The 25,908-nt window shown below is 34.9% G+C and carries 21 protein-coding genes and 1 riboswitch; of the genes, 20 read left to right on the forward strand and 1 reads right to left on the reverse strand.

The window, feature by feature from the left end; all coding sequences use genetic code 11:
* Position 1 precedes the first annotated feature (1 nt).
* The 20 genes from thrA to IRZ83_RS08705 all read left to right on the forward strand — a co-directional run bounded on the left by thrA (position 2) and on the right by IRZ83_RS08705 (position 24,850).
* Positions 2-2,416: a bifunctional aspartate kinase/homoserine dehydrogenase I gene (gene thrA / locus IRZ83_RS08610; protein ID WP_194568103.1), complete on the forward strand. Its 2,415-nt coding sequence runs from the start codon at positions 2-4 to the stop codon at positions 2,414-2,416.
* A 78-nt stretch (positions 2,417-2,494) separates the two neighbouring features.
* A complete protein-coding gene (locus IRZ83_RS08615) occupies positions 2,495-2,920 on the forward strand; it encodes an OsmC family protein (protein ID WP_029271838.1) in 426 nt (141 codons plus the stop codon).
* 132 nt (positions 2,921-3,052) lie between these two features.
* Complete coding sequence (locus tag IRZ83_RS08620; RefSeq protein ID WP_194568105.1) at positions 3,053-4,225, forward strand: trans-sulfuration enzyme family protein; 1,173 nt, start codon at positions 3,053-3,055, stop codon at positions 4,223-4,225.
* 197 nt (positions 4,226-4,422) lie between these two features.
* On the forward strand, positions 4,423-4,926 hold the full coding sequence (locus IRZ83_RS08625) for an RDD family protein (protein WP_029271840.1): 504 nt from the start codon (positions 4,423-4,425) through the stop codon (positions 4,924-4,926).
* 144 nt (positions 4,927-5,070) lie between these two features.
* Positions 5,071-5,481, forward strand: a complete 411-nt coding sequence (locus tag IRZ83_RS08630; RefSeq protein WP_029271841.1) for an RrF2 family transcriptional regulator — start codon at positions 5,071-5,073, stop codon at positions 5,479-5,481.
* A gap of 114 nt (positions 5,482-5,595) precedes the next feature.
* The gene (locus IRZ83_RS08635; RefSeq protein ID WP_029271842.1) at positions 5,596-6,498 is read left to right on the forward strand and encodes a sulfite exporter TauE/SafE family protein; all 903 of its coding nucleotides are present in this window, start codon (positions 5,596-5,598) and stop codon (positions 6,496-6,498) included.
* A gap of 22 nt (positions 6,499-6,520) precedes the next feature.
* Positions 6,521-7,231 carry a phosphoadenylyl-sulfate reductase gene (locus IRZ83_RS08640; protein ID WP_194568107.1) on the forward strand — a complete coding sequence of 237 codons (711 nt, stop codon included), beginning with the start codon at positions 6,521-6,523 and terminating at the stop codon, positions 7,229-7,231.
* Between the two features lie 187 nt (positions 7,232-7,418).
* A complete protein-coding gene (cysD, locus tag IRZ83_RS08645; RefSeq protein ID WP_194568109.1) occupies positions 7,419-8,318 on the forward strand; it encodes a sulfate adenylyltransferase subunit CysD in 900 nt (299 codons plus the stop codon).
* Between the two features lie 153 nt (positions 8,319-8,471).
* A complete protein-coding gene (locus IRZ83_RS08650; RefSeq protein ID WP_194568114.1) occupies positions 8,472-9,716 on the forward strand; it encodes a sulfate adenylyltransferase subunit 1 in 1,245 nt (414 codons plus the stop codon).
* A 162-nt stretch (positions 9,717-9,878) separates the two neighbouring features.
* A complete protein-coding gene (locus tag IRZ83_RS08655; RefSeq protein ID WP_194568115.1) occupies positions 9,879-11,969 on the forward strand; it encodes a HEPN domain-containing protein in 2,091 nt (696 codons plus the stop codon).
* Entirely contained in the window at positions 11,962-12,735 is a 774-nt protein-coding gene (gene cobA, locus IRZ83_RS08660) for a uroporphyrinogen-III C-methyltransferase (RefSeq protein WP_194568116.1), read from the forward strand. The genes IRZ83_RS08655 and cobA overlap by 8 nt, the downstream gene beginning before the upstream one ends.
* Positions 12,736-12,836: 101 nt before the next feature.
* Positions 12,837-13,418, forward strand: coding sequence for a bifunctional precorrin-2 dehydrogenase/sirohydrochlorin ferrochelatase (locus tag IRZ83_RS08665; RefSeq protein WP_194568118.1), 582 nt, complete (start codon positions 12,837-12,839; stop codon positions 13,416-13,418).
* Positions 13,419-13,515: 97 nt separating this feature from the next.
* Positions 13,516-14,568: an NAD(P)/FAD-dependent oxidoreductase gene (locus IRZ83_RS08670; RefSeq protein ID WP_029271849.1), complete on the forward strand. Its 1,053-nt coding sequence runs from the start codon at positions 13,516-13,518 to the stop codon at positions 14,566-14,568.
* A gap of 358 nt (positions 14,569-14,926) precedes the next feature.
* Positions 14,927-15,043: riboswitch (SAM riboswitch) on the forward strand.
* A gap of 334 nt (positions 15,044-15,377) precedes the next feature.
* Positions 15,378-16,382, forward strand: coding sequence for a homocysteine S-methyltransferase family protein (locus IRZ83_RS08675; RefSeq protein ID WP_194568120.1), 1,005 nt, complete (start codon positions 15,378-15,380; stop codon positions 16,380-16,382).
* A gap of 370 nt (positions 16,383-16,752) precedes the next feature.
* On the forward strand, positions 16,753-17,142 hold the full coding sequence (locus tag IRZ83_RS08680) for a hypothetical protein (RefSeq protein ID WP_194568122.1): 390 nt from the start codon (positions 16,753-16,755) through the stop codon (positions 17,140-17,142).
* A 92-nt stretch (positions 17,143-17,234) separates the two neighbouring features.
* The gene (gene metH, locus IRZ83_RS08685) at positions 17,235-19,910 is read left to right on the forward strand and encodes a methionine synthase (RefSeq protein ID WP_194568124.1); all 2,676 of its coding nucleotides are present in this window, start codon (positions 17,235-17,237) and stop codon (positions 19,908-19,910) included.
* Between the two features lie 167 nt (positions 19,911-20,077).
* A complete protein-coding gene (gene metF, locus IRZ83_RS08690; RefSeq protein WP_029271853.1) occupies positions 20,078-21,034 on the forward strand; it encodes a methylenetetrahydrofolate reductase [NAD(P)H] in 957 nt (318 codons plus the stop codon).
* 205 nt (positions 21,035-21,239) lie between these two features.
* Positions 21,240-21,893 carry a class I SAM-dependent methyltransferase gene (locus IRZ83_RS08695; protein WP_194568126.1) on the forward strand — a complete coding sequence of 218 codons (654 nt, stop codon included), beginning with the start codon at positions 21,240-21,242 and terminating at the stop codon, positions 21,891-21,893.
* Between the two features lie 95 nt (positions 21,894-21,988).
* Positions 21,989-23,212, forward strand: a complete 1,224-nt coding sequence (locus tag IRZ83_RS08700) for a dicarboxylate/amino acid:cation symporter (RefSeq protein WP_194568128.1) — start codon at positions 21,989-21,991, stop codon at positions 23,210-23,212.
* 228 nt (positions 23,213-23,440) lie between these two features.
* Positions 23,441-24,850 (forward strand): pyridoxal phosphate-dependent decarboxylase family protein, encoded by a 1,410-nt coding sequence (locus IRZ83_RS08705; RefSeq protein ID WP_194568130.1) that lies wholly within the window; start codon positions 23,441-23,443, stop codon positions 24,848-24,850.
* Between the two features lie 71 nt (positions 24,851-24,921).
* Here the strand turns inward: IRZ83_RS08705 and gldA are convergent, their stop codons facing one another.
* On the reverse strand, positions 24,922-25,818 hold the full coding sequence (gldA, locus tag IRZ83_RS08710; RefSeq protein WP_194568132.1) for a gliding motility-associated ABC transporter ATP-binding subunit GldA: 897 nt from the start codon (positions 25,816-25,818) through the stop codon (positions 24,922-24,924).
* Positions 25,819-25,908: the final 90 nt, after the last annotated feature.

Genomic DNA, 25,908 nt, shown 5'->3' on the forward strand with positions numbered 1-25,908 from the left:
AATGAAAATATTAAAATTTGGAGGTAAATCGTTATCAAACGGAGAAGGACTAAACAAAGTCGTTTCAATCATTTCAGATAAAGTAAATCAAGGCGAGCAAATTGCCGTTGTCGTTTCGGCACGCGGTAATGCGACAGACGAATTAGAAGACATTTTAAGAATTGCAGCTAAAAATGGAAATTACAAACCTTTGTTGGAAAGCTTTAAAGCCTATCAAATTTCAGATTTCCCGCAAGTCGATTTATCAGAAGAGTTTACTATTTTAGACAAACTTTTTGAAGGTGTAAGCTTAATTGGAGATTACAGCAATAAAATTAAAGACCAGATTTTATCAAAAGGAGAATTGCTTTCGGCTAAATTACTGACTTCAATTTTAGTTGAAAAAGGAATTCCTGCGAATTTTGTTGATACAAGAGAATTGCTCAAAACCGATTCGAAATTTGGCGACGCACAGCCTTTAGAACAGCTTTCTAAGAAAAATGTTATCAATTATTTCAAATTGCATAATGGTTCAACAGTAAATATTGTAACAGGTTTTATTGGCTCAAACAACAACAATGATACAACGACTTTAGGAAGAAACGGAAGTAATTATACGGCATCTTTAATTGCTAATTATTTAGATGCCGAAGAACTTCAAAATTTTACTCACGTTGACGGAATCTACACAGCAAATCCTGATTTAGTTGCCGATGCTAAAAAAATCGAATATTTGTCGTTTAACGAAGCGAACGAATTAGCGAATTTTGGAGCAACAATTTTGCATGCTAAAACGATAATTCCTTTGTTGGAAAAAAATATTCCGCTTCGTATTTTAAATACATTCAATCACGAAAACCGCGGTACTTTAATCACTTCAGATTCTGCTAAAGAAGGAATTAAAACGCTTTCTGTTTTAGAAAACGTTTCGTTAGTAAATCTTGAAGGCCGAGGATTACTTGGAAAAGCTGGAGTCGATGCCAGAATTTTTAAAGTAATGGGCGATCATAATATCAGCGTAAGTATTATTTCGCAAGGTTCTTCAGAAAGAGGAATCGGACTTGTTGTTGCTACTGATAAGGCTACAACTGCAATGGTTGAATTGGAGAAAGAATTCGAAAACGACTTTTATTCTAAAGACGTAAATCAGATTACAGTAACCGATAATGTTTCGGTAATTTCGATTATTGGCCAGGATTTAAGTACTTTTCATAAACCATACACTGCTTTAATCAAAAATAAAATTGTTCCGATACTATTCAATAACACTGTAACGGGTAAAAACGTGAGTTTGGTTGTGAAGAAAGAAGAACTAAACAAAGCCTTAAACGTAATTCACGGAGAGATTTTTGGAGTGTCTAAAAAAATCAATATTGCCATTTTTGGTCACGGATTAGTGGGCGGAACGTTAATCAATCAAATTTTAGAATCGGCTTCAGCTATCGAAAAGCGTAAAGATGTTAAATTGAATGTTTTTGCAATTGCAAATTCTAAAAAACTGCTTTTAAACAAAAACGGTGTAACTTCAAGCTGGAAAAATGATATTGCAAGCAAAGGAGATGGTTATACTATTCAAGATATTATCGCTTATGCAAATGAATACCATTTAGAAAATTTAATTGCAATTGATAATACAGCAAGTGCAACTTTCGTTGAAAATTATATTCCGCTTATAGAAAGCAGTTTCGATTTGATTTCATCTAATAAAGTAGCGAATACTTTGAGTTATGGTTTTTATAAGGAAATAAGAAAATCTTTAGCAGAAAATCAAAAGAATTATTTGTACGAAACCAATGTTGGTGCAGGTTTGCCTTTAATTGATACTATTAAATTATTGCATCTTTCTGGTGAAAACATCACAAAAATTAAAGGCGTTTTCTCTGGAACATTGAGCTATTTATTCAATAATTTCTCTGCAAAAGATGTTCCGTTCAGCCAGATTTTGCAAGAAGCAATTGACAACGGATACACAGAACCAGACCCGCGTGAGGATTTATGCGGTAACGATGTGGGAAGAAAATTATTAATTCTTGCAAGAGAATTAGATTTGCAGAACGAGTTTGAAGAAATCTCAATTCAGAATCTTATTCCAGAACATTTACGTGATGGAAACGTTAGCGATTTCTTAGCCAAATTAAAAGAATTTGACCCAATTTACGATAAAATAAAAGCCGATCAAAAACCAAATCACGTATTAAGATACATTGGCGAATTGTCTGGAGATTTACAAAATGATAAAGGAAATCTGGAAGTAAAATTAGTTTCTGTTCCTTCAGATACTGCTCTTGGCGGCTTAAAAGGTTCAGATTCTTTCTTCGAAATTTATACAGAATCGTATGGAGATCGCCCGATTGTTATTCAGGGAGCTGGTGCAGGTTCTGCGGTAACAGCAAGAGGCGTTTTTGGAGATATTTTAAGATTGTCGGATAAAGGATAATACGATTTTAGATTGCAAATTTTAGACTTGAGATTTTAGATTTACAAGACTATAACAAAACAAAAAAATAACAACACAATGAAAGTAACTTTAAACAGAGTAAATGACGCATTTCATTTTAAAGTAAAAAATGAACGCGGACACGTAGTTGACGTTGACAGCAGAGCCGAATTCGGTGGAAGCGATTTAGGCGCCAGTCCGATGGAGCTTGTATTAATGGGCGTTGCAGGATGCAGTGCAATTGATATGATTTCGATTTTAAAAAAACAGCGTCAGGAAATTACTTCTTTTAATGCTGAGGTCGAAGGAACTCGCGTACAGGTTGACGAAGCAAAACCTTTTAAGGAAATCGATGTGATTTTCTATTTAGAAGGCGATATCATTCCTGAGAAAGCGCAGCGCGCCGCACAGCTTTCTTTCGAGAAATACTGCTCAGTTGCGAAAACTGTTGAACCAACAGCAACCATTAGCTACAAAGTTGTTTTAAACAACGAAATATTATAAGAATTAGAGAATTAGTCAATTAGATAATGCTATAATTGAATAAGTGATTAGACTCGTTTTGGTTTAGATTTTAAGTTTGGTTTGAACTTGAAACTTGAAACCTCAAACCTGAAACAAAAAAATAACAACACAATGAATAAAGAAGAATTGGGTTTTGAAACTCAAGCCATAAGAACACAATTAGAAAGAACTCAGTATTTAGAGCATTCGGTGCCATTATACTTATCGTCAAGCTTTGTATTTGAAGATGCCGAAGATATGAGAGCTTCTTTTACAGAAGAAAAAGAAAGAAACATTTACAGCCGTTTCAGCAATCCTAATACAACAGAGTTTGTTGATAAAATTTGTAAAATGGAAGGTGCAGAAGCTGGTTATGCTTTCGCAACGGGAATGGCAGCAGTATATTCAACATTTGCGGCTTTGTTAAATGCTGGAGATCACATTGTTTCTGCAAGCAGCGTTTTTGGTTCTACGCATGCATTATTCGTTACTTATTTTCCAAAATGGAATATCGAAACTTCTTATTTTGAGATTAATAAGCCTGAAACGATCGAAGCTTTAATCAAACCAAACACGAAAATATTATACGCAGAATCGCCTACAAATCCTGGTGTCGATGTAATTGATTTGCAATTGTTAGGAGATATAGCGAAAAAACACAATTTGATTTTAATTATCGACAACTGTTTTGCAACGCCTTATATTCAACAGCCAATTAAATTTGGAGCGCATTTAGTCGTACATTCTGCAACTAAATTGATTGACGGTCAAGGCCGAGTTTTAGGTGGTGTTACAGTAGGAAGTGAAGATTTAATCAGACAGATTTATTTATTCTCAAGAAATACAGGTCCGGCTTTATCTCCGTTTAATGCCTGGGTTTTATCAAAAAGTTTAGAGACTTTGGCCATTCGTGTAGAAAGACACTGCGAAAATGCATTGAAAGTGGCTGAATTTTTAGAATCACATCCAAATGTAAACAGTGTAAAATATCCGTTTTTGAAATCGCACCCACAATATGAAGTTGCGAAAAAGCAAATGAAATTGGGTGGCAATATTATCGCTTTTGAAATTAAAGGAGGGATTGAAGCAGGAAGGAAATTTTTAAATAAAATAGAGCTTTGTTCATTATCAGCAAATATTGGCGATACAAGATCAATTGTAACGCATCCGGCATCGACAACACACAGTAAATTATCTGAAGAAGATCAATTGGCTGTTGGGATCACGCAAGGTTTAGTTCGTGTTTCTGTTGGTTTAGAAACTGTAGAAGATGTTATTGCTGACTTAAGACAAGCGCTGTCTTAAAATATTTTAAGACTTTAGTTTTCAGGGCTTCGGTATCAGATTTTAAGACCTGAGATTTATCAAATAACGATTTTTGACTGTAAATTTAGTACTGTTAAAAATCGTTATTTTATTTTAGGTTATTTCAGTAAAAAGTATATTTTTGTTAATAGCGAAATCAAAAAGTATTCATAACCAAAACTTAAACCCAACCACACATGAGTAATTCTACTTACATTTTAGATGAACATTTATTAGTATCAGGCGGAGCACGCTTTTTAAATTACATTATAGATCTTGTTTTTTTTCTATTTCTTTTCTTTGCAATCTTAGTTCTAATTGGCCTTATTAACGGATTATTTGGTTTAAACTCAGTTAGTCTTTGGCTTGACGGATTGGGCGATTTTGGATGGAATTTTCTTTTTATTTCAGGATCATTTATTTATTACAGTGTAATGGAAGGATTGTTTGGAAGATCTATAGGTAAATTTATTACAGGAACTATTGTGGTAGATGAAAATGGAGAAAAACCAAGTTTCGGAACTATTTTTAAAAGAAACTTATGCCGTTTTATTCCTTTTGATGCTCTTACTTTTTTAGGCGGTTCAAGAGGCTGGCATGATTCGATTTCTGATACTTATGTAGTAAGCAAAAAAGGTTTAGACGAAAGTGTGAAGTCATTTCATGAATTCAATTTAATTGGTGTTCAGGAAGTAAATTAGTTAAACTATACTAATTTAGTAGAATATACTTGTCTAATCTGTTATTATTCTCGCTCAAAAATCATATTTTTGTTGCATAAAATATAAAGCATGTATGTTTTGTCTAAAATCTAACATACATGCTTCAATCTAAAATTTATATAAGTGCTTTCAAAGAAAACAAAATACGGAATTAAAGCTTTAACTTACTTAGCCAGACGCGAAAACAATGAACCAGTACAAATTGCTGAAATTGCCAGAAGCGAACATATTTCAATTAAGTTTTTAGAAAGTATTTTATTATTGCTTAGAAACTCTGGTTTTCTAGGCGCTAAAAAAGGAAAAGGCGGTGGTTATTACTTGATAAAAGATCCAAAAGATATCAGTATGGCCAAAGTTTATCGTATTCTCGAAGGTCCAATTGCGTTGCTTCCGTGTGCAAGTCACAATTTTTATGAAAAATGTGATGATTGTGATGACGAATCAACTTGCGCAGCAAGACGCTTAATGACTGAGGTTAGGGATAATACGCTTAAAATTCTCGAAAGTAATTCTCTCGCAGACATTGCTTTTTAATCGATAAAAATTATCAAAAAAAATTTTGAATTTAAAAAAAAGTGTTACTTTTGCAAAGTAATCTACTAAGCCGATAGGATAATGGATTTTAAAAATGAAAAAAAACATAGCAATATGGAGAAGGAACTGAAACTAAATAATGTTGGTGTTAAGTCTGATACGTCAATAAAAGAAAAATTATGGGTTGCTATACCTATTATTTTATTGGTAGGCTTGTTATCTACACTGATATACAATCATTATGCTGAATTTTCCTGGAACGGATTTGTAAGCGGTTTTAATCAAGAACTTCTTGTCTTTTTCTTAATTGGTGTTTTTGCACAATTAGTAGATGGTACATTAGGAATGGGGTATGGAGCAACTTCTACTTCATTTTTATTGGCTTATGGAGTTCCTCCAGTGGTGAGCAGTACTGCGGTACACGTTTCAGAAATGTTTACAACGGGAGCATCGGCACTTTCACATCACCGTTTTGGAAATATTAATAAAAAACTGGTAAAGCATTTATTGATTCCAGGTGTGTTAGGTTCGATAACAGGAGCTTATTTATTATCTGATGTAATTAATGGAGAAATTATTAAACCATTTATTGCAGTTTACATGATTGTTTTGGCCATTATCATTATCAAAAAGGCACTCAAAAAGACAATTGTAAAGAAGAAGACTAAAAAATTAAGCATTTTAGCTCTTTTTGGAGGTTTTATGGATTCTGTTGGCGGCGGCGGCTGGGGACCAATCGTGACTTCAACATTATTAGGAAGAGGAAGAAATCCGAGATATACAATTGGTTCAGTAAATGCAGCTGAGTTTGCAATTTCATTTGCAAGTGGTATAACATTTATGCTTTTTGGCGGTATTCATGGCTGGCAAGTAATCATTGGTTTGATTTTAGGAGGCGTAATAGCTGCTCCGTTAGCTGCTTTTTTGGTAAACAAGATTAAGAGAAAGCCAATGATGGTGGCGGTGGGGATTTTAATTATATTACTGAGTTTAAAAACATTATCAAAATTATTATAGTACGCTTAGGAAGGAGAATAATATGAATGCAAAAGATATAGAAGTATTATTAGATATAACAAAAGATTTTTCTCTTGAAGAAACTTTAAAATTTTTAGCTAATCAATACCCAGGTAAGGTAATTTTTTCGACTTCGTTTGGTCAGGAAGATCAGGTAATTACAGATTTTATTGCAAAAAGCAATCAGGATATTACCATTTTTACACTTGACACGGGAAGATTATTTCAAGAAACTTATGATGTTTTTCATAAAACATTAAAAAAATATAAAAAACAGATTGAAGTTTATTTTCCAGAAGCAACAGCGGTGGAGAATTTATTGCATCAAAAAGGGCCGAATAGTTTTTATGATTCGGTTGAAAATAGAAAAGAGTGCTGTTTTATTCGAAAAGTCGTTCCGCTTAGAAAAGCTTTGGCAGGAAACTCAGTTTGGATTACCGGTTTAAGAGCAGAACAATCCGAGAATAGAAACGATCTACAGTTGTTTGAATACGATGGAGGTTTTGAAATCATCAAATTCAACCCGTTATTAAAATGGACTTTAGAGGAAGTTGAAACTTATTTGCAAGAAAACAATGTTCCTCAAAATGTCTTGCATAAACAAGGTTTCGTAAGTATTGGATGCGCACCGTGCACTAGAGCAATCTTTCCGGGAGAAGATATCAGAGCCGGAAGATGGTGGTGGGAATCCAGTCATAAAGAATGTGGTTTGCATAGTGCTAAGAAAGAGTAAAGAAGCAAGAGGCAAGACTTCTGCAGAGGATAGAATAAAGTTTTTAGAAGAAAGAAGCAAGAGGCAAGACTTTTTTTAGAGAATAGAAAATAGATTATAGAATAAAGAGTGGAGATTTTAGATGAGGTGACAACTTGAAACCTGAAACCTAAAACTTGAAACTATCAAAATATCAAACAAAAAAACAATGAGTTCAGTATTAAAAACAAACGCTTTAGAGAGTGAAGCAATATACATTTTCAGAGAAGTAATTTCACAGTTTGACAAACCGGTTTTACTTTTTTCTGGAGGAAAAGATTCTATAACATTAGTGCGTTTAGCGCAAAAAGCATTTTTTCCTGCAAAGATTCCGTTTCCTCTATTGCACATAGATACAGGGCACAATTTTCCTGAGACAATTGCTTTCAGAGATAAATTGGTTGAGGAATTAGGTTTAGAGTTGATCGTTCGTAATGTTCAGGATGCTATTGATGAAGGAAAAGTGGTTGAGGAAACTGGAAAATATTCAAGCCGTAACAGCTTACAGACTACAACACTTTTAGATGCAATTGAAGAATTTAAGTTTGATGCTTGTATTGGCGGTGCACGTCGTGATGAAGAAAAAGCAAGAGCAAAGGAACGTATTTTTTCTGTTCGTGATGATTTCGGACAATGGGACGAAAAAAATCAGAGACCTGAGTTGTTTGATATTTTAAACGGAAAAATAGAAAATGGACAAAACGTTCGTGTTTTCCCAATTTCAAACTGGACAGAATTAGATGTTTGGAGTTATATTGAAAAAGAACACATCGAAATTCCGTCAATCTATTTTTCACATAAAAGAAAAGTTTTTTTGAGAGACGGTTTAATCTGGTCGCATTCTCCTTATGTGTATCAGGAAGAAGACGAACAAATCGAAGAACGAATTGTTCGCTTCAGAACCGTTGGAGATATGAGTTGTACAGCCGCAGTTGAATCTTACGCAGCAACAATTCAGGAAGTCGTGGGAGAAATAAGAGAATCAACCATTTCTGAAAGAGGAGCCAGAATAGATGACAAACGTTCTGAAGCTGCAATGGAAAAGAGAAAACAACAAGGATACTTTTAATTTTTTTAGTAAGAAGTTAAAAGTTAGATGTTAGAAGTTAACAACAGAAAGTAAAATTCAAAAAAACATACAGATTTAAACTTGAGTTCAAGAGGTAACTTAAAACCTGAAACTTGAAACAAAAGATTTTAAACCTGAAACAAAAATATTAGAATGGAAGTTTTAAAAATAGCAACAGCAGGAAGTGTAGATGACGGAAAAAGTACTTTGATCGGGAGATTATTGTACGATACAAAATCATTGACAACTGATAAAATAGAAGCAATCGAAAAAAGCAGCAGACAAAAAGGATATGATTATCTTGATTTTTCGTTAGCGACAGACGGTTTAGTAGCCGAAAGAGAGCAAGGAATCACGATTGACGTAGCGCATATTTATTTTTCGACTGCTAAGAAAAGTTACATTATTGCCGATACTCCAGGTCACGTAGAATATACAAGAAACATGGTTACAGGAGCTTCAACTTCTCAGGTTTCGATCATTTTAATTGATGCCAGAAAAGGCGTTATCGAGCAGACATACCGTCACTTCTTTATCAATAATTTATTGAGAGTAAAAGAGGTAATTGTTGCGATCAACAAAATGGATTTAGTGGATTACTCAGAAGAAGTTTTCAATAAAATAAAAGCTGATTTTCAGGCATTAAATGCAAAAAGTACTTTTAAGGAACAAAACATAAGTTATATTCCGTTAAGCGCAATCAACGGTGGAAACGTAGTTGATAAATCAGAAAATATGCCATGGTACGACGGACAAACCGTTTTAGAACATTTAGAAGGACTGCATGCTTCAGATGTTTTTGAAGCTGGAAAAGCACGTTTCCCAGTTCAAACTGTTATTCGTCCAAAAACAGAAGAATACCACGATTTTAGAGGCTACGCAGGAAAATTATACGGAAATTCAATTAAAGTTGGCGATGCCGTTACGGTTCTTCCTTCTTTAACCGAATCAAAAGTATCTAAAATTCACTTTTTCGATAAAACATTCGATGAAGCCGTTGCGGGATCTTCAATTACAATTGAATTAGAGAATGATATCAATGTAACGAGAGGAGATATGATTGTAAAATCAGATGAGCTTCCAAAAATTGAAAAAGATATTACGACAACAGTTTGCTGGATGGATAGTAAAAAACTGGTTCCAGGAACAAAGTATTTAATACAGCATAATACGAATAGAGTTTTGGCAAAAGTAGAAAGTATTAAAAATACAATTGCAACAGACTATTCAGGAACGACAGAAGCTTCTCAATTAGCAATCAACGAGATTGGAGAAGTAACGATCAAATTAAGCAAACCGTTATATTTTGATTCATACAACGAAAATAAATCAAACGGAGCTTTTATTTTAATTGATACTGCGACAAACACAACAGCAGGAGTAGGATTTATCAGGTAAACCTGATGTAAGCTATAAGCTTTAGGCAATAAGCTTTTAGCAAAAGATTTATAACAAGGTACGCAAGAAAGCCTAGAGCTTATTGCCTAAAGCCTAAAGCAAGAAAAACACAAAGTTAATAAAGCTTAAAGCGTATAGCCTAAAGCCTAAAGCGTAAAAGAAATGGAAAGTTTTAGAACAGAAATAGAAAATCCGATAGTTCAAAGAGAGATTATCGAATTAGAAAAAAAGATTCATTTATTCCGTGGAGGAAAAATTGATGATGAGCGTTTTCGTAGTCTTCGTTTAGCGCGCGGAATCTACGGACAGCGTCAGGAAGGCGTTCAGATGATTCGTATTAAACTGCCTTATGGTAAAGTTACCAGCGAGCAATTAGTACGTATCACTCAGGTTTCTGATGAATATTCTACAGGACGTTTACACATTACAACGCGTCAGGATATCCAGATTCACTACGTAAGTCTAGACAGAACACCAGAGCTTTGGGCAGATTTGGCTAAAGATGATATTACGCTTCGTGAAGCTTGTGGAAACACGGTTAGAAATATTACAGGAAGCGAATTGGCGGGTGTAGATGTAAACGAACCATTTGATGTTTCGCCTTATGCACACGGACTTTTTCAATATTTGTTAAGAAACCCAATTTGTCAGGAAATGGGACGTAAATTCAAAATTTCGTTCTCTTCTTCAGACGAAGATACTGCTTTGAGCTATTTGCACGATTTAGGATTTATTCCGAAAATTAAAGATGGACAAAAAGGTTTCAAAATCATGTTTGGAGGAGGTTTAGGATCTCAGCCAGCACATGCAGAATTGCTTTCAGAATTTGTTCCGGTAAACGAAATCATTCCAACAGCAGAAGGAATCATTCGTATTTTCGACAGATACGGAGAACGTGCCAAAAGAATGAAAGCGCGTATGAAATTCTTAATCAAAGAAATAGGAAAAGATGTTTTTCTTGATTTAGTTGAAAAAGAGAAAAAAGCGATCGCTTTTGAAACATACGAAATTGATACGACTGCTTTTGAAGGTCCAATTGCTGAACCATTATTAGAAGCTCCACAAGTTACGATCGAAGATACTGCCGCTTATGAAGCATGGAAAAAATCGAATGTAATTAAGCAGAAACAAGAAGGTTACTACGCTATTGGAATCAAAGTTTTATTAGGAGATTTTTATACCGATAAAGCACGATTATTAGCCGCATTAATTAAAAATTACGCAGCAAATGAATTACGTTTTTCATTGCGTCAAAATATTGTAATACGTCACGTAAAAGAAGAGAATTTACCGTTCTTTTATCAGGAGTTAGCCAAATTGAACTTTGTTCATTTAGGATATAATTCTACAGGAGATATTACGGCATGTCCGGGTACTGATACTTGTAATTTGGGGATTGCAAGTAGTACCGGTATTGCAGAAGAATTAGAAAGAGTTTTAAATGCCGAATATCCTCAGTATTTAAATAACCGCGAAATCGAAATTAAAATCTCAGGTTGTATGAATGCCTGCGGACAGCACAATATGTCTGCAATTGGATTCCAAGGAATGTCAATCAATTCAGGAAAATTAGTTGCTCCGGCTTTGCAGGTTTTATTAGGCGGAGGAAGATTAGGAAACGGATCAGGACGATTTGCCGATAAAGTAATTAAAATTCCAAGCCGTAGAGGACCAGATGCATTACGTACCATCTTAAATGATTATGATGCGAATGCAAACGGAGAAAAATTCCTAAACTATTACGATCAAAAAGGAGAGAAATATTTCTATGAAATTTTAAAACCTTTCGCAGATGTTACCAATTTAACAGAAGCTGATTTTGTAGATTGGGGTAACGCAGACAATTACGTAAAAGCAGTTGGAGTTGGAGAATGCGCCGGAGTAGTGATCGATTTAGTAGCAACTTTATTGTTTGAAGCTAAAGAGAAATTGATTTTGGCTCAAGAATCTTTCGACGAGAAAAAATGGTCAGATGCTATTTATCATGCTTATGCAGGATTTGTAAATGGAGCAAAAGCTTTGTTACTGTCTGAAAATGAAAAAACAAATAATCACGCAGGAATTGTAGACTTGTTTGATACCGTTTTTATCGAAAAAAATAAAATAGAATTAAACTCAACTTTTAAAGACTTGGTTTACCAAATCAATAAAAATGAACCTTCTGAAGCTTTCGCTAAAGATTACATTGCTCAGGCAGTAGTTTTCTTTGATAAAATCGAAACTTTCAGAGCTCAAGAATTAGCAAATGCTTAATATAAAACCCAAAATAACTTTAGTTGGTGCAGGTCCGGGCGATCCTGATCTACTTACGCTCAAAGCTGTAAAAGCATTGGCTGAAGCCAACGTGGTTTTATATGACGCTTTGGCCAATGAAGAAATTCTGGATTATGCACCTAAAAATGCCATCCGAATTTTTGTTGGAAAAAGAATCGGAAATCATGCCTATACGCAAGATCAAATTAATCAACTAATTGTTGATAATGCTTTGACATACGGAAATGTAGTCCGACTAAAAGGCGGAGATCCATTTATTTTTGGAAGAGGAAGCGAAGAAGTTGATTTTGCGGAAAGTTTCGGAATCGAAACAATTGTTGTACCCGGAATTTCATCTGTAGTTGCAGTTCCTGCAAGTCAGGGAATTTCGATTACAAAACGTGGCGTTTCAGAAAGCTTTTGGGCCATTACCGGAACAACTTCCGACAGGAAATTATCTGCAGATGTGGCTTTGGCAGCTCAATCTTCTGCAACAGTTGTGATCTTGATGGGAATGCAAAAATTACCTCAAATTATCGATTTGTTTCAAAAAGAAAATAAAGGAAATTTACCCGTTGCAATCATCCAAAACGGAACAACAGCAGATGAAAAAGTTGGTGTAGGAACAGTAGATTCGATTTTAGAAGTTGTAAAACAAAAAGAATTAGGTTCACCAGCAATTATTGTTTTAGGAGAAGTTGTTCGCGAAAGCAACAAATTAAAAGGGTTTTACGAGGAATTTCTATCGAAAGAAATCGGAAGATAAGAAAAGTGTAGCCTGAGGCTTCAACTTCAGGAGCGTATGAATATTTAATTCAATATTCATCGAAAAATCATCTAATTTTGATTGGATGAAAATAAATTAAAATGGAACAAAACGAATTATATCCAATATTTCTAAAACTTCACAATCTAAACGTATTAATTGTGGGGGGAGGAAATGTAGGTCTGGAAAAGCTTTCTTTCTTACTAAAATCAAGTCCAAATGCAAATGTTGAGGTTGTAGCACCCGATTTTCATTTAGAAATTAAAATTTTAGCAGAAAAGCATCCATCAGTTAAATTGACGGAAGAGAAGTTCAAAAAGAAGATGCTTAAAAAACGCCATATGGTAATAGCCTGTACAGACGATTTAAAAGTAAATAAAAGAGTTTACGATTTATCGAGAAAGCGTTATTTGATTTGCAATATTGCCGATACGCCAGATTTATGTGATTATTATTTAGGCGGAATCGTAACGAAAGGAAACGTAAAAATCGCCATTTCGACAAACGGAAAATCACCAACAACCGCCAAAAGATTGCGGGAGTTTTTTGAAGAAGTAATTCCGGAGGACATCAATAAAATGGTTGAAAACCTCAATGAATACAGAAGAACCTTGAAAGGCGATTTTGAAGAAAAAGTAAAAAGAATGAACGAGATAACCGATTCATTAAAACATAAAGAGTAAAAAGTTAAGCAGAGAAATCAATGATAAAAATCATTGAAAATAGAATAAATTATTCGTTTCTTTGTATTATTAAGAATGATTATAAACAACAACCATAATGATTAAAACAGATATACTTATAATTGGAGCAGGCCCAACAGGTTTATTTGCCGTTTTCGAGGCAGGATTATTAAAATTAAAATGCCATATTTTAGATGCATTGCCACAAGCAGGAGGACAGCTTTCAGAATTGTATCCAAAAAAACCAATTTATGATATTCCTGGTTTCCCAGAAGTTTTAGCAGGAGATTTAATTGATAACTTACAAGAACAAATTAAGCAGTTTGAGCCAGGTTATACATTAGGAGAGCGCGCTGAAACCATCGAAAAACAAGAAGACGGAAGTTTCATTGTAACATCAAATAAAGGAACTAAATTTCACGCGCCTGTTATCGCAATCGCAGGAGGTTTAGGAAGTTTTGAGCCACGCAAGCCACTGATTGAAGATATCGAGTTTTATGAAGATAAAGGAGTTAAATACTTCATTAAAAATCCGGAGAAATTCAGAGATAAAAGAGTTGTAATTGCCGGAGGAGGAGATTCAGCTTTAGACTGGAGTATTTTCTTGGCAAATGTAGCGTCAGAAGTTACTTTAATTCACCGTAGAAATGAATTTAGAGGAGCGCTAGATTCTGTAGAAAAAGTACAGGAATTAAAAACAGCCGGAAAAATCAAATTGATTACTCCAGCAGAAGTTATCGGAATCAATGGTGCAGAGCACGTTGAATCTTTAGATATAGAAGAAAACGGCGCACACCGTAAAATCGAAACTGATTTCTTTATTCCGCTTTTCGGATTAACACCAAAATTAGGACCAATCGCAGACTGGGGATTAGAAATCGAAAAAAATGCCATTAAAGTAAACAATGCATTAGATTACCAGACAAACATTCCGGGAATCTTTGCCATTGGAGACGTAAACACATACCCAGGAAAATTAAAGTTAATCCTTTGTGGATTCCACGAAGCAACTTTAATGTGTCAGGCGGCATACCAAATCATCAATCCAGGTAAAAAATACGTATTGAAATATACAACAGTTTCTGGTGTAGACGGTTTTGACGGAACTCGTAAAGAAGCTCCAAAAGCAGTTGTCAAGGCGATAGTTTAATCTGAGATGCTGAGAAACTAAGGTTCTAAGTGACTAAGATTTTTTATATAGAAAGCTCAAACTTTTTAAAGTTTGGGCTTTATTTTTTAGAAACAAATTAAACATAGCCAGTGGTTTCAACCACTGGAACACAACGCATGAACACAACGCATGAATATAATATATTAACAAGGAACAATGAATTATCACAATATGTTCCCCGCGGTTGAAACCGCGGGCTATATTTGAAAATCAAAGTCAAGCTTTAACCTTAGAACCTTAGAACCTTAGTGACTTAAGAACCTCAGAACCTTAGAAAAAAAACATTTGCAAATAGAAAGCCTATTTCATACCTTTGCACTGTTCTTAAAATTATTGTCAGTTATCACGAAAGGCGGAGGGATAGACCCAATGAAACCTTAGCAACCCTTTATCATAAAGAAGGTGCTAAATTCTACTTTATACAACATTTTCCAGTATTAAAGATAGATAACACAAATACATTACTTGTATTTCTCAAACTTTTCCAGACAACTTACAATATTTACTGAAGCAATTCAGTATCATGAGCGAATCATTGGCGCATTTTTGCTGTCAATAGTTCCCGCTTTCGCCTATATCTCTCCGTTTCACTGCGAGGATACCGGCTCAATCGGGGCTAATGAGCAGGCAATTGTGCACTTTTGGAATTAATTTGAAAAAAAAATATCGAAGGTTAAATCCGACAGGCTTTTCAATCCCGAGGCTTCGGGACTGTTGGGTTTAAATAGAGCCTTCAAAATCATAATTAAAAAAGCTTGGCGCCTTAGCGTCTTTGCGGCAAATATAAGATGGCAATAACAATTCAGGAAGCAATAAAAAAAAATATCCTAATCCTTGACGGAGCAATGGGAACCATGTTGCAGCGCTATAACTTTTCGGAAGAAGATTTTCGTGGAGAGCGTTTCAAAGATTTCCCGCATCCATTAAAAGGAAACAACGATTTACTATCCATAACACAACCACAAGCAATTCGCGATGTTCACGCTGCTTATTACGAAGCCGGTGCAGATATCGTAGAAACCAATACTTTTTCAGGAACTACAATCGGTATGGCCGATTATTTCCTGGAAGATTTGGTTTACGAATTAAACTACGAATCGGCTAAACTCGCCAGAGAAGTAGCCGATGAGTTTACTGCAAAAAATCCAGACAAACCACGTTTTGTAGCCGGTTCAATCGGACCAACAAACCGTACGGCAAGTATGTCGCCAGACGTAAACGACCCGGGTTACAGGGCCGTAACGTTTGACGATTTAAGAATCGCTTACAAACAACAAGTTGAAGCTTTAATGGATGGTGGCTGTGATTTATTATTGGTAGAAACTATTTTCGATACTTTAAATGCCAAAGCAGCACTTTTTGCAATTGAAGAAGTAAAAGACGAACGCAATATCGATATTCCAATCATGGTTTCAGGAACCATTACAGATGCTTCTGGAAGAACACTTTCTGGACAAACAGTTGAAGCATTTTTGATTTCAGTATCACATATTCCGTTGTTGAGCGTAGGATTCAATTGTGCTCTTGGAGCCGATTTGTTGAAACCGTATTTAAAAACATTAGCACAACACACGCAGTTTAACGTTTCGGCACATCCAAATGCAGGATTGCCAAACGCATTCGGACAATACGATGAAACGCCGGAACAAACTCAGGCATTCATCAAAGAATATTTAGACGATAATTTAATCAACATAATCGGGGGCTGTTGCGGAACAACTCCGGATCATATTAGGTTGATTGCTGAGGTTGCGAAAGGTTATAAGCCGAGAGTAGCGCCGGTTTTAGCGTAATATTTTAAGTTTCCTGCAATTCCGAAGCTTCGGGACAAAAACTTGTAGGTATGAATTGAAATATACATGATAAATATAAATATTATTAAATGTTTATTGAGAAGATGGGGAAGTATTTAAAGCTTTTTTAAATTCAAGTTGGTATGATACGACGAATCCATATTTATATTTGTGTATCTGAATTAAAAAGTATTAAAAGTGAGATTGATAATAACGAAAAGTTCAAAATAGAAAGTAATGGTAAAATATACCATATTACGACAAAATTAGAATTTAGGCTAATAGCGATCCCGAAGTTCGTGACGAACCGGAGGGACGCGCCCAAAATTATAAGTAATAGTTTAAGAAGTACATACAGAAATTTAATTTTATGAAAACCTTATTTATTTTTTGCTTCACAGTTCTATTTTGCTTTGTAAGTTATTCTCAAGATCAAAATAGAGCCTTAGAAAATGAATTAGTAAAAGTAAAAAATCAAGCATTTTGTGATTGTTATTCTAAAGCTTTATCAGGAAAAGAAACAATTAGATATAAAGATGGCAGTAGTTATGTACAAACTATAAACTTAAAAGGAGAATACATTTTTAGAAATAAAAAATATGAAGAAATGATAGAAAATTGGGATAAAAATGAATACAAATCATATGATCCTAATCAAAATTTATATTTAATGAAGTGCTTGGATTTTTATAATAGTACAGTCCTAAAGCAATTTATTGATTGTGTGAGACAAGAAGAAATTAAAAAAATTAAACCTTAAGGACTTTAATACAAGTCTTTAATTAATATAAAAACAAAGAATAAAAAAACTCAGAATCTAAGCATCTTAGAATCTTAGTAACTTTAAAAAAAATGACAGAAAAAAGAAGAGACCTTGTATTAGCAGGATTAGAACCATTAATCATTACGCCTGAAAGTGTTTTTGTAAACATTGGCGAGCGTACGAATGTAACAGGTTCGAGAAAATTCCTTCGCTTGATCAAGGAAGAGAAATATGACGAAGCACTTGATATTGCAAGACAGCAGGTAGAAGGTGGAGCACAGATCATCGATATTAATATGGATGAAGGAATGCTTGATGGTGTTCAGGCAATGACTAAATTTTTGAATTTAATTGCATCTGAACCGGATATTTCGAGAGTGCCGATTATGATCGACAGTTCGAAATGGGAAATCATCGAAGCAGGTCTAAAAGTAGTACAAGGAAAAAGCGTTGTAAACTCAATTTCTTTAAAAGAAGGTGAAGAAGCTTTTATTCACCATGCTAAATTAATCAAACGTTACGGAGCAGCAGCGATTATCATGGCTTTTGACGAAGTAGGTCAGGCCGATAATTTTGACCGAAGAGTTGAAATTTGTCAGCGTTCGTACGATATTTTGGTTAATAAAGTTGGTTTTCCTCCGCAGGATATTATTTTCGATTTGAACATTTTCCCCGTTGCAACCGGAATGGAAGAACATCGTTTAAATGCTTTGGACTTTTTTAGAGGTACAAAATGGGTTCGTGATAACTTGCCACATGCGCACATTAGCGGCGGGGTGAGTAACGTTTCGTTCTCTTTTAGAGGAAATGATACGGTTCGTGAAGCGATGCACTCGGTGTTTTTATACCACGCGATCAAGAACGGAATGACAATGGGAATTGTAAATCCGGAAATGCTTTCGATTTACGATGATATTCCGAAAGACTTATTGGAACATGTTGAAGATGTAATTTTAGATAGACGTGATGACGCAACTGAACGACTTTTAGATTTTGCTGAGAATGTAAAAGGCGAAGTAAAAAGTGATGAAAAAGCGATTCAGGAATGGCGTTTAGGAACGGTTCAGGAACGTATAACGCATTCATTGGTAAAAGGAGTTGATGCCTTTATTGAAGAAGATGTTGAAGAAGCGCGTTTAGCAGCAACAAAACCAATTGAAGTTATCGAAATCAATTTGATGACGGGAATGAACGTAGTTGGAGATTTATTTGGAAGCGGAAAAATGTTCCTGCCACAAGTAGTAAAATCGGCACGTGTAATGAAAAAAGCAGTTGCCTATTTATTGCCTTATATTGAAGCAAGCAAACAAGCCGGCGACAAACAAGGAAATGGAAAAATCCTAATGGCAACGGTAAAAGGCGACGTTCACGATATTGGTAAAAACATCGTTTCGGTAGTTTTGGCTTGTAACAACTACGAGATTGTAGATCTTGGTGTTATGGTGCCTCCGGAAAAAATTATTGCAGCTGCAATTGAGCATAATGTTGATATTATCGGATTAAGCGGACTGATCACGCCTTCGCTTGACGAAATGGTTTATCTGGCTAAAGAATTAGACAAACAAGGAATTAAAATCCCGATTATGATTGGGGGAGCAACGACTTCGCGCGCGCATACCGCCGTGAAAATTGCGCCTCAATATAGAGAAACTGTAATTCACGTAAATGATGCTTCTAGAGCCGTTACGGTAGCAGGAAATCTTTTAGATCATAACCGTAAAATATATGCAAGCGATATTCGTGCAGAATACGATGCGTTTAGAGAAACGTTTTTAAATCGTTCAAGAGATAAAAACTTCCTGACGATTGAGCAAGCGCGTAAAAATAAATTACAATTGGATTGGAATGAATACGTTCCGACGAAGCCAAAATTTATTGGTAAGCAAATCATCGAAGTTGAATTGGATGTTTTAGTCCCTTATATCGACTGGACGCCGTTTTTTAGAACTTGGGAATTGTTCGGCAAATATCCCGCAATTTTAACGGATGAGGTTGTAGGAACTGAAGCAACTTCTGTTTTTGCAGATGCTCAGGAAATGCTGAAAGTAATTTTAGCCGAGAAAAAATTGACTGCGAAGGGAATCTACGGAATCTTCCCTGCAAACCAAATTGATGATGATGATATCGAATTGCGTGATGAAAACGGAAAAGTGTTGGAGAAATTCTTAACGCTTCGTCAGCAATCGCAAAAAACGAAAGGTGCTCCAAACATCGCTTTGTCTGATTTTATCTTGCCAAAAGACTCAGGAATTACAGATTATATGGGTGCATTTTGTGTTACAACAGGTTTTGGTGTTGACGAATGGGCTGCCGAATTCGAAAAAGATTTAGACGACTATAATTCGATTATGGTTAAAGCTTTAGCCGATCGTTTTGCTGAGGCTTTCGCCGAATATCTGCACGAAAAAGTACGTCAGGATTTCTGGGGTTACGATCCTCAAGAATCACTGTCGACTGAGGATTTGATCGAAGAAAATTATAAGGGAATTCGTCCGGCACCTGGATATCCAGCTTGTCCGGATCACTTGGAAAAACCAACAATCTGGAAGCTTTTAAATGTAGCCGAAGAAATTGGAGTAACTCTAACAGAAAGTATGGCAATGTGGCCGGCTTCATCTGTTTCCGGATATTACTTCGGGAATCCGAAAAGTAAATACTTTGGACTTGGAAAAATAAAAGAAGACCAAGTTGTAGATTATGCCAAACGACGCAACGTTCCAACAGATTATGCAATGAAATGGTTGAATCCTAATATAGCAGATTAACGAAAAGTTATTTTTGTTTCAGGTTTCAGGTTTCAAGTTGCTTAGGATAACTTGAAACCTGAAACCTGAAACTTGAAACAAATAAAAAGATTGATTTAAGTTTTTGATTTCAGATTTTTTACACAAACACACTCAAAACACTTAACTCATAACCCATAACTTAAGAAATGAAAGTAACAGAACATATAGAAAACGCAAAAGGAAAAACATTATTCTCATTTGAACTTATTCCGCCTCAAAAAGGGAAAAGCATTCAGGAATTATACGATAATATTGATCCGTTAATGGAGTTTAAACCGCCGTTTATTGATGTGACAACTTCTCGCGAAGAATATATTTATATCGATAAAGGAAACGGGCTTTTAGATAAAAAGTTAACTCGTATGCGTCCGGGAACACTTGGAATTTGCGCTTCTATAAAACATAAATATAATGTTGATACTGTACCGCATTTGCTTTGTGGCGGATTTACGCAGGAAGAAACAGAATATATGCTGGTTGATTGTCAGTATCTGGGAATCAATAACGTAATGGCGCTTCGTGGCGATGCGATGAAAGACGAGCAATCTTTTGTTCCTAAAGCTGGAGGAAACAGATTTGCTATTGATTTGGTTCGACAAATCAATGATTTAAACTGCGGGAAATACCTCCATGAAGTTATGGATGCCGACAACAAAGCCGATTTTTGTATTGGTGTTGCAGGTTATCCGGAGAAACATTTAGAATCTCCTTCGTTGCAGTCAGATTTAAAAAGACTAAAAGAAAAAGTAGATGCTGGCGCTGATTATGTGGTAACACAAATGTTTTTCGACAATGCTAAATATTTTACTTTTGTTGAAAAAGCAAGAGAAATGGGTATCACTATTCCGATTATTCCGGGAATTAAGCCTATTGCTGTCCAAAGACATTTACAAATCCTGCCGCAAATTTTTAGAATTGATTTGCCGGAAGATTTAATTGATGCAGTTGATAAATGCAAAAATAACGCTGAAATCAAACAAGTCGGAATCGAATGGGCAATTCAACAATCTCTTGAATTAAAAGCAGCTGGAGTTCCTGTTTTGCATTATTATTCAATGGGAAAATCGGAGAATATTCGCCAGATTGCGAGTGAGGTTTTTTAAGAGTTTAAATTTAAAGTTTGTCATTTCGACTGAATGGAGAAATCACACTCGTAATTCGACAAAGATTGGTGACATTCTATACGGAGTTTCTCGTGTGATTTCTCCCTTCGGTCGAAATGACAAAATCATAAGATAATTGGAATTTCAATCCGAGCGATAAAGAATTGACGAAGTAATTTAAATTTGGAATTTAAACCTTACCCTTATGAAAAATGAAGAATTACAAGCAATTGCCTCACAGCTAAAACATCCAACGGGAGAAAAAGGAATTGAAATGGCGAACATGATGCATGAAACCAACATCAACATGACGCGCAATTCCATCCAAAATTTAAATATAAAAGAGGGAGATTCTATTTTAGAATTAGGTCATGGAAATGCAGGACATTTAGAATTTCTATTCGAACAAGCACAAAAACTGAAATATTATGGACTCGAAATGTCTGAATTAATGTTTCATGAAGCACGCCAAATCAATAGAAATTTTGTCTCTCAAAAACAGGCTTTTTTTTCACTTTATGACGGAAATATAATTCCGTTTGAAGAAGCCTTTTTCAATAAAATATTTACGGTAAACACTATTTATTTCTGGCAAGAGCCTGAAAAACTGCTTTTAGAAATGTATAGCGTTTTAAAACCTAGCGGTATTTTCTGTATCACTTTTGCAGAAGAAAGTTTTATGAAACAGCTTCCCTTTACAAAATTCGAATTTGAACTTTACAGCACTGAAAAAGTGGAGAAACTGGTTCAAAAAACACCTTTCAAAATTATTAAAATAGCCACTTTAACAGAAAAAGTAAAAACCAAAACGGGCGAATTAGTGGATAGAGATTTTACAACTTTAGTTTTAGAAAAATAACAAAAAGCTGAAATGTTAATTTTTGAATTCTTTTTTTGACTACTTTAATTGCTTTTTATTCAAGTTCTATTTCTGAATCGTAACACTTTAAATTTATGGAGGTTAAAAAAATCAATTTTATCAAAAGTTACAGCAGTATTCTTTGGCTTCTAGGCGGAATTATTTTGGGAAGTATTCTAGGATTAGTGTTTGGAAAAGATGTTGAGGTTATAAAACTGCTCGGAGATATATTTTTGAATTTGCTTTTTACCGCTATCATTCCGCTTATTTTCTTTACAATTGCTTCTTCTGTTGCCAATTTAGAACAAACAGAAAAATTAGGAAGATTGTTCATTATCATGATTGCTGTTTTTTTAGGGACAATACTGATATCAGCTTTAGTAATGATTACAGCAGTATATCTTTTTCCGATTCACCAAAGTATTGTAATTTCTAAAGTACCGCTTGAAACTATTGAATCTGGCAGTATCGGCGATCAAATAGCGAAATTAGTTACGGCAAATGATTTCTTCGAATTATTATCGCGAAAAAGCATGCTGGCGCTTATTATTTTCTCTTTTTTAGTTGGCTTTTCTAGTTTGCAATCTGGAGAAAAAGGAAGTGCTTTTAGAAGTTTTCTGGATTCAGGCAATGAAGTGATGAAACAGCTTTTGGGAATCATTATGAAATTAGCGCCAGTTGGTTTAGGAGCTTATTTTGCTTATCAGGTTGGCGTTTTCGGACCACAATTATTTGGTGCTTATGCAAAGCCATTAGGCGTTTATTATGGAGCCTGTATTTTTTACTTCTTTGTGTTTTTTAGTATATATGCTTTTATTGCAGGAGGAAAACGGGCATTTGTAGTGTTTTGGAGTAACAATATAACGCCGTCTTTAACCGCAGTAGGAACGTGCAGCAGTATTGCCACTATTCCAGCAAATCTAGATGCAGCAGAAAAAATGGGAATCCCAAAACATGTTAGAAATTTGGCAATTCCACTCGGCGGGCCATTGCATAAAGATGGTTCGAGTATGTCTTCTATTCTAAAAATTACGGTGCTGTTTGCAATGTTTGGGAAAGATTTTACGGATCCTTTAACGATACTTTTGGCGCTGGGAATTACCGTTATAGTTTCGATTGTTGAAGGCGGAATTCCGAATGGAGGTTATATTGGAGAAATTTTGGCGATTACCGTTTATGGTTTGCCAATGGAACAAGCGTTGCCAGTAGCGATGATTTTAGGAACTTTGGTTGATCCAATTGCTACGTTATTAAATGCAAATGGAGATGTAATTTGTTCGATGATGATTTCCCGGTTTTCTGAAAAAACAAAATGGTAATTAATTAAAGCTAGAATAAATGACTGGTAGATAATGCTTTACGATATATCAACACTTTACTCGGATTAGTTTAAAAGTGTAATGATTCATCATAGTATAGATATTAGGCGGGCTTGTATTATTTGATCGTAAAAGTTTTATAACCCAAGCCTCAAATATTACCAGATTTTTCTGTAAATCGAATGTCAATTATTGATTAAATTTGAATGAAAAATTAATCTACGAAAGATGAATTCTGTACTACAGCACGATTTAAACAATATTGAAAATATTCTTAATCAAACCAAACAACAAGGAATTGATTTTCTAAACAATCTCGAAAACATTCCAACTTCTAACAAAGCAACAATTGATACAAACCGCGATTTAAACGAATTTGGTTTAGGAGCATTAGGTGCTTTAGCTGAATTTAATGAAAGAATGGCTCCAATAATGGTAGCTTCCTCTGGTCCGAGATATTTAGGTTTTGTAACAGGCGGTTCTACACCAGCATCTATTGTTGGCGACTGGCTAACTTCAGTTTACGATCAAAATACGCAGGCCGTAAAAGCTCAGGGAGGCGCTTCGGCATTAATTGAATTTGAAACCATCAATTTATTATTACAATTGTTAGATCTTCCAAAATCATTTTTAGGCGGATTTGTAACGGGTGCAACTATGTCTAATTTTACCTGTTTAGCAGTTGCAAGACAATGGTTTGGAACTCAGTTTGGAAAAGATTTTGCGAAAAACGGAATATCTGAAACTATAAATATCTTAACAGCAACACCGCATTCATCTTCTATAAAAACATTGGCAATGTTAGGTATTGGAAGTCAAAATTATACTTCAGTAAAAACAATAGAAGGAAATCGAGAAGCAATTGATATTGTTGATTTAGAAAAAAATATTCAGCATTTAAACGGACAGCCTTTTATCTTGATTTCAAGTGCTGGAACTGTAAATACAGCTGATTTTGATGATTTTCAGGCAATATCAAAGTTAAAAGAGAAGTATAATTTCTGGTGGCATATTGATGCGGCGTTTGGAGGTTTTGCGGCAGTTTCTGAGAAGTTTAAACATCTTGTAGAAGGATGGGAAGGAGCAGACAGTATCACGATCGATTGTCACAAATGGCTAAATGTGCCATATGAAAGTGCTTTCTACCTGATAAAAAAAGAACATGTGAATTTGCAGATCGAAACTTTTCAAAATTCAAATGCGCCTTATCTAGGTAATCCGCTGGAGAATTTTAATTATTTAAATGTACTGCCTGAAAATTCACGCCGATTAAGAGCTTTGCCTGCCTGGTTTTCTTTGTTGGCTTACGGAAAAGAGGGTTTTAAAGATATTGTAGAAAATAGTATTCATCTGGCTTTGCATTTTGGAAATGAACTTATCGAAGATGACAGTTTTGAATTGCTGGCTCCAATTCGCCTGAATAATGTTTGTTTTACCTTAAAAGGCGATCATAATCAAGAAAAAGTAAATCAGTTCTTGACTATTCTGAATGACAAAGGAAAAGTATTTATGACGCCAACAGTTTACCAAAACCGAAAAGGAATTAGAGCTTCATTTGTAAATTGGCGTACCACCGAAAACGATATTAAAATTATCATTGAAGAAATGAAAACTTCTATTTTAGATCTGGAAATTTAATCTAAGAATAAAAAAAGCTCGTTTATTTTTTTAAACGAGCTTTTTCTATAAAAGTAAGGCTGAGATTAAACTTATTTAGTAATTTCTCTAAAAACAGCTTCCAGGTTTTTATTTTTTTGATTCAATTGCAGGGTTTTCAAACCATTTTCGTTGGCAAAGTCAAAAATAGCCGGGCGCATATCTTTTTCTGCAACAAAAGTCAGCTCCCAGGTCATATCGTGAATATTTCGGTATGCAGTAATGTTTTCAAGCTTAGCTAAAAGCTGTTCTTCAATTTGATAATCAAATTCTACTTCTATAACCTGTTCTTTGTTTTCAGAAACTAGATGATCTAATTTTTTATCAGCAACGATTTGTCCTTTGTCAATAATAATGACACGATCGCAAATAGCTTCTACTTCCTGCATAATGTGCGTTGAAAGAAAAACCGTTTTATCCTTGCCAACAGTCTTGATTACATTTCTGATTTCCATTAACTGATTCGGATCCAGACCAGTAGTTGGTTCATCTAAAATCAAAACATCTGGATTGTGCAGTAACGCATTTGCAAGTCCAACACGCTGGCGGTAACCTTTAGATAATTGTCCTATTTTTTTATGACTTTCAGATGACAGTCCTGTCAGTTGTATTACTTCTTCAATTCTTGATTTTTCAACCTTGTAAACATCGGCATTAAAAGCCAAATACTCACGAACATACAAATCCAAATACAGCGGATTATGCTCTGGCAAATAACCAATAGATCGCTGTACCGCTTTTGCATCCGTCATGACATCATGACCATTTACTAGGGCTGCGCCACCATCCGCCAATAAATACGTAGTCAATATTTTCATCAAGGTCGATTTTCCTGCTCCATTTGGACCAAGAAATCCAACAATTTCTCCTTTTTGAATAGAGAATGAAATTTCGTTCAGCGCTTTTTGAGTTCCGTAACTTTTTGATATGTTGTTTACTTCTATCGACATGACTTTTTATTTACTGCAAAAGTAAACAGAAATAGTTTTGATTTGTACATTTTGCCTTTTAAAGAATTTGTTAAAAAGATTTATTACATA

This window comes from Flavobacterium sp. JLP (assembly GCF_015350755.1).
Classification (GTDB): domain Bacteria; phylum Bacteroidota; class Bacteroidia; order Flavobacteriales; family Flavobacteriaceae; genus Flavobacterium.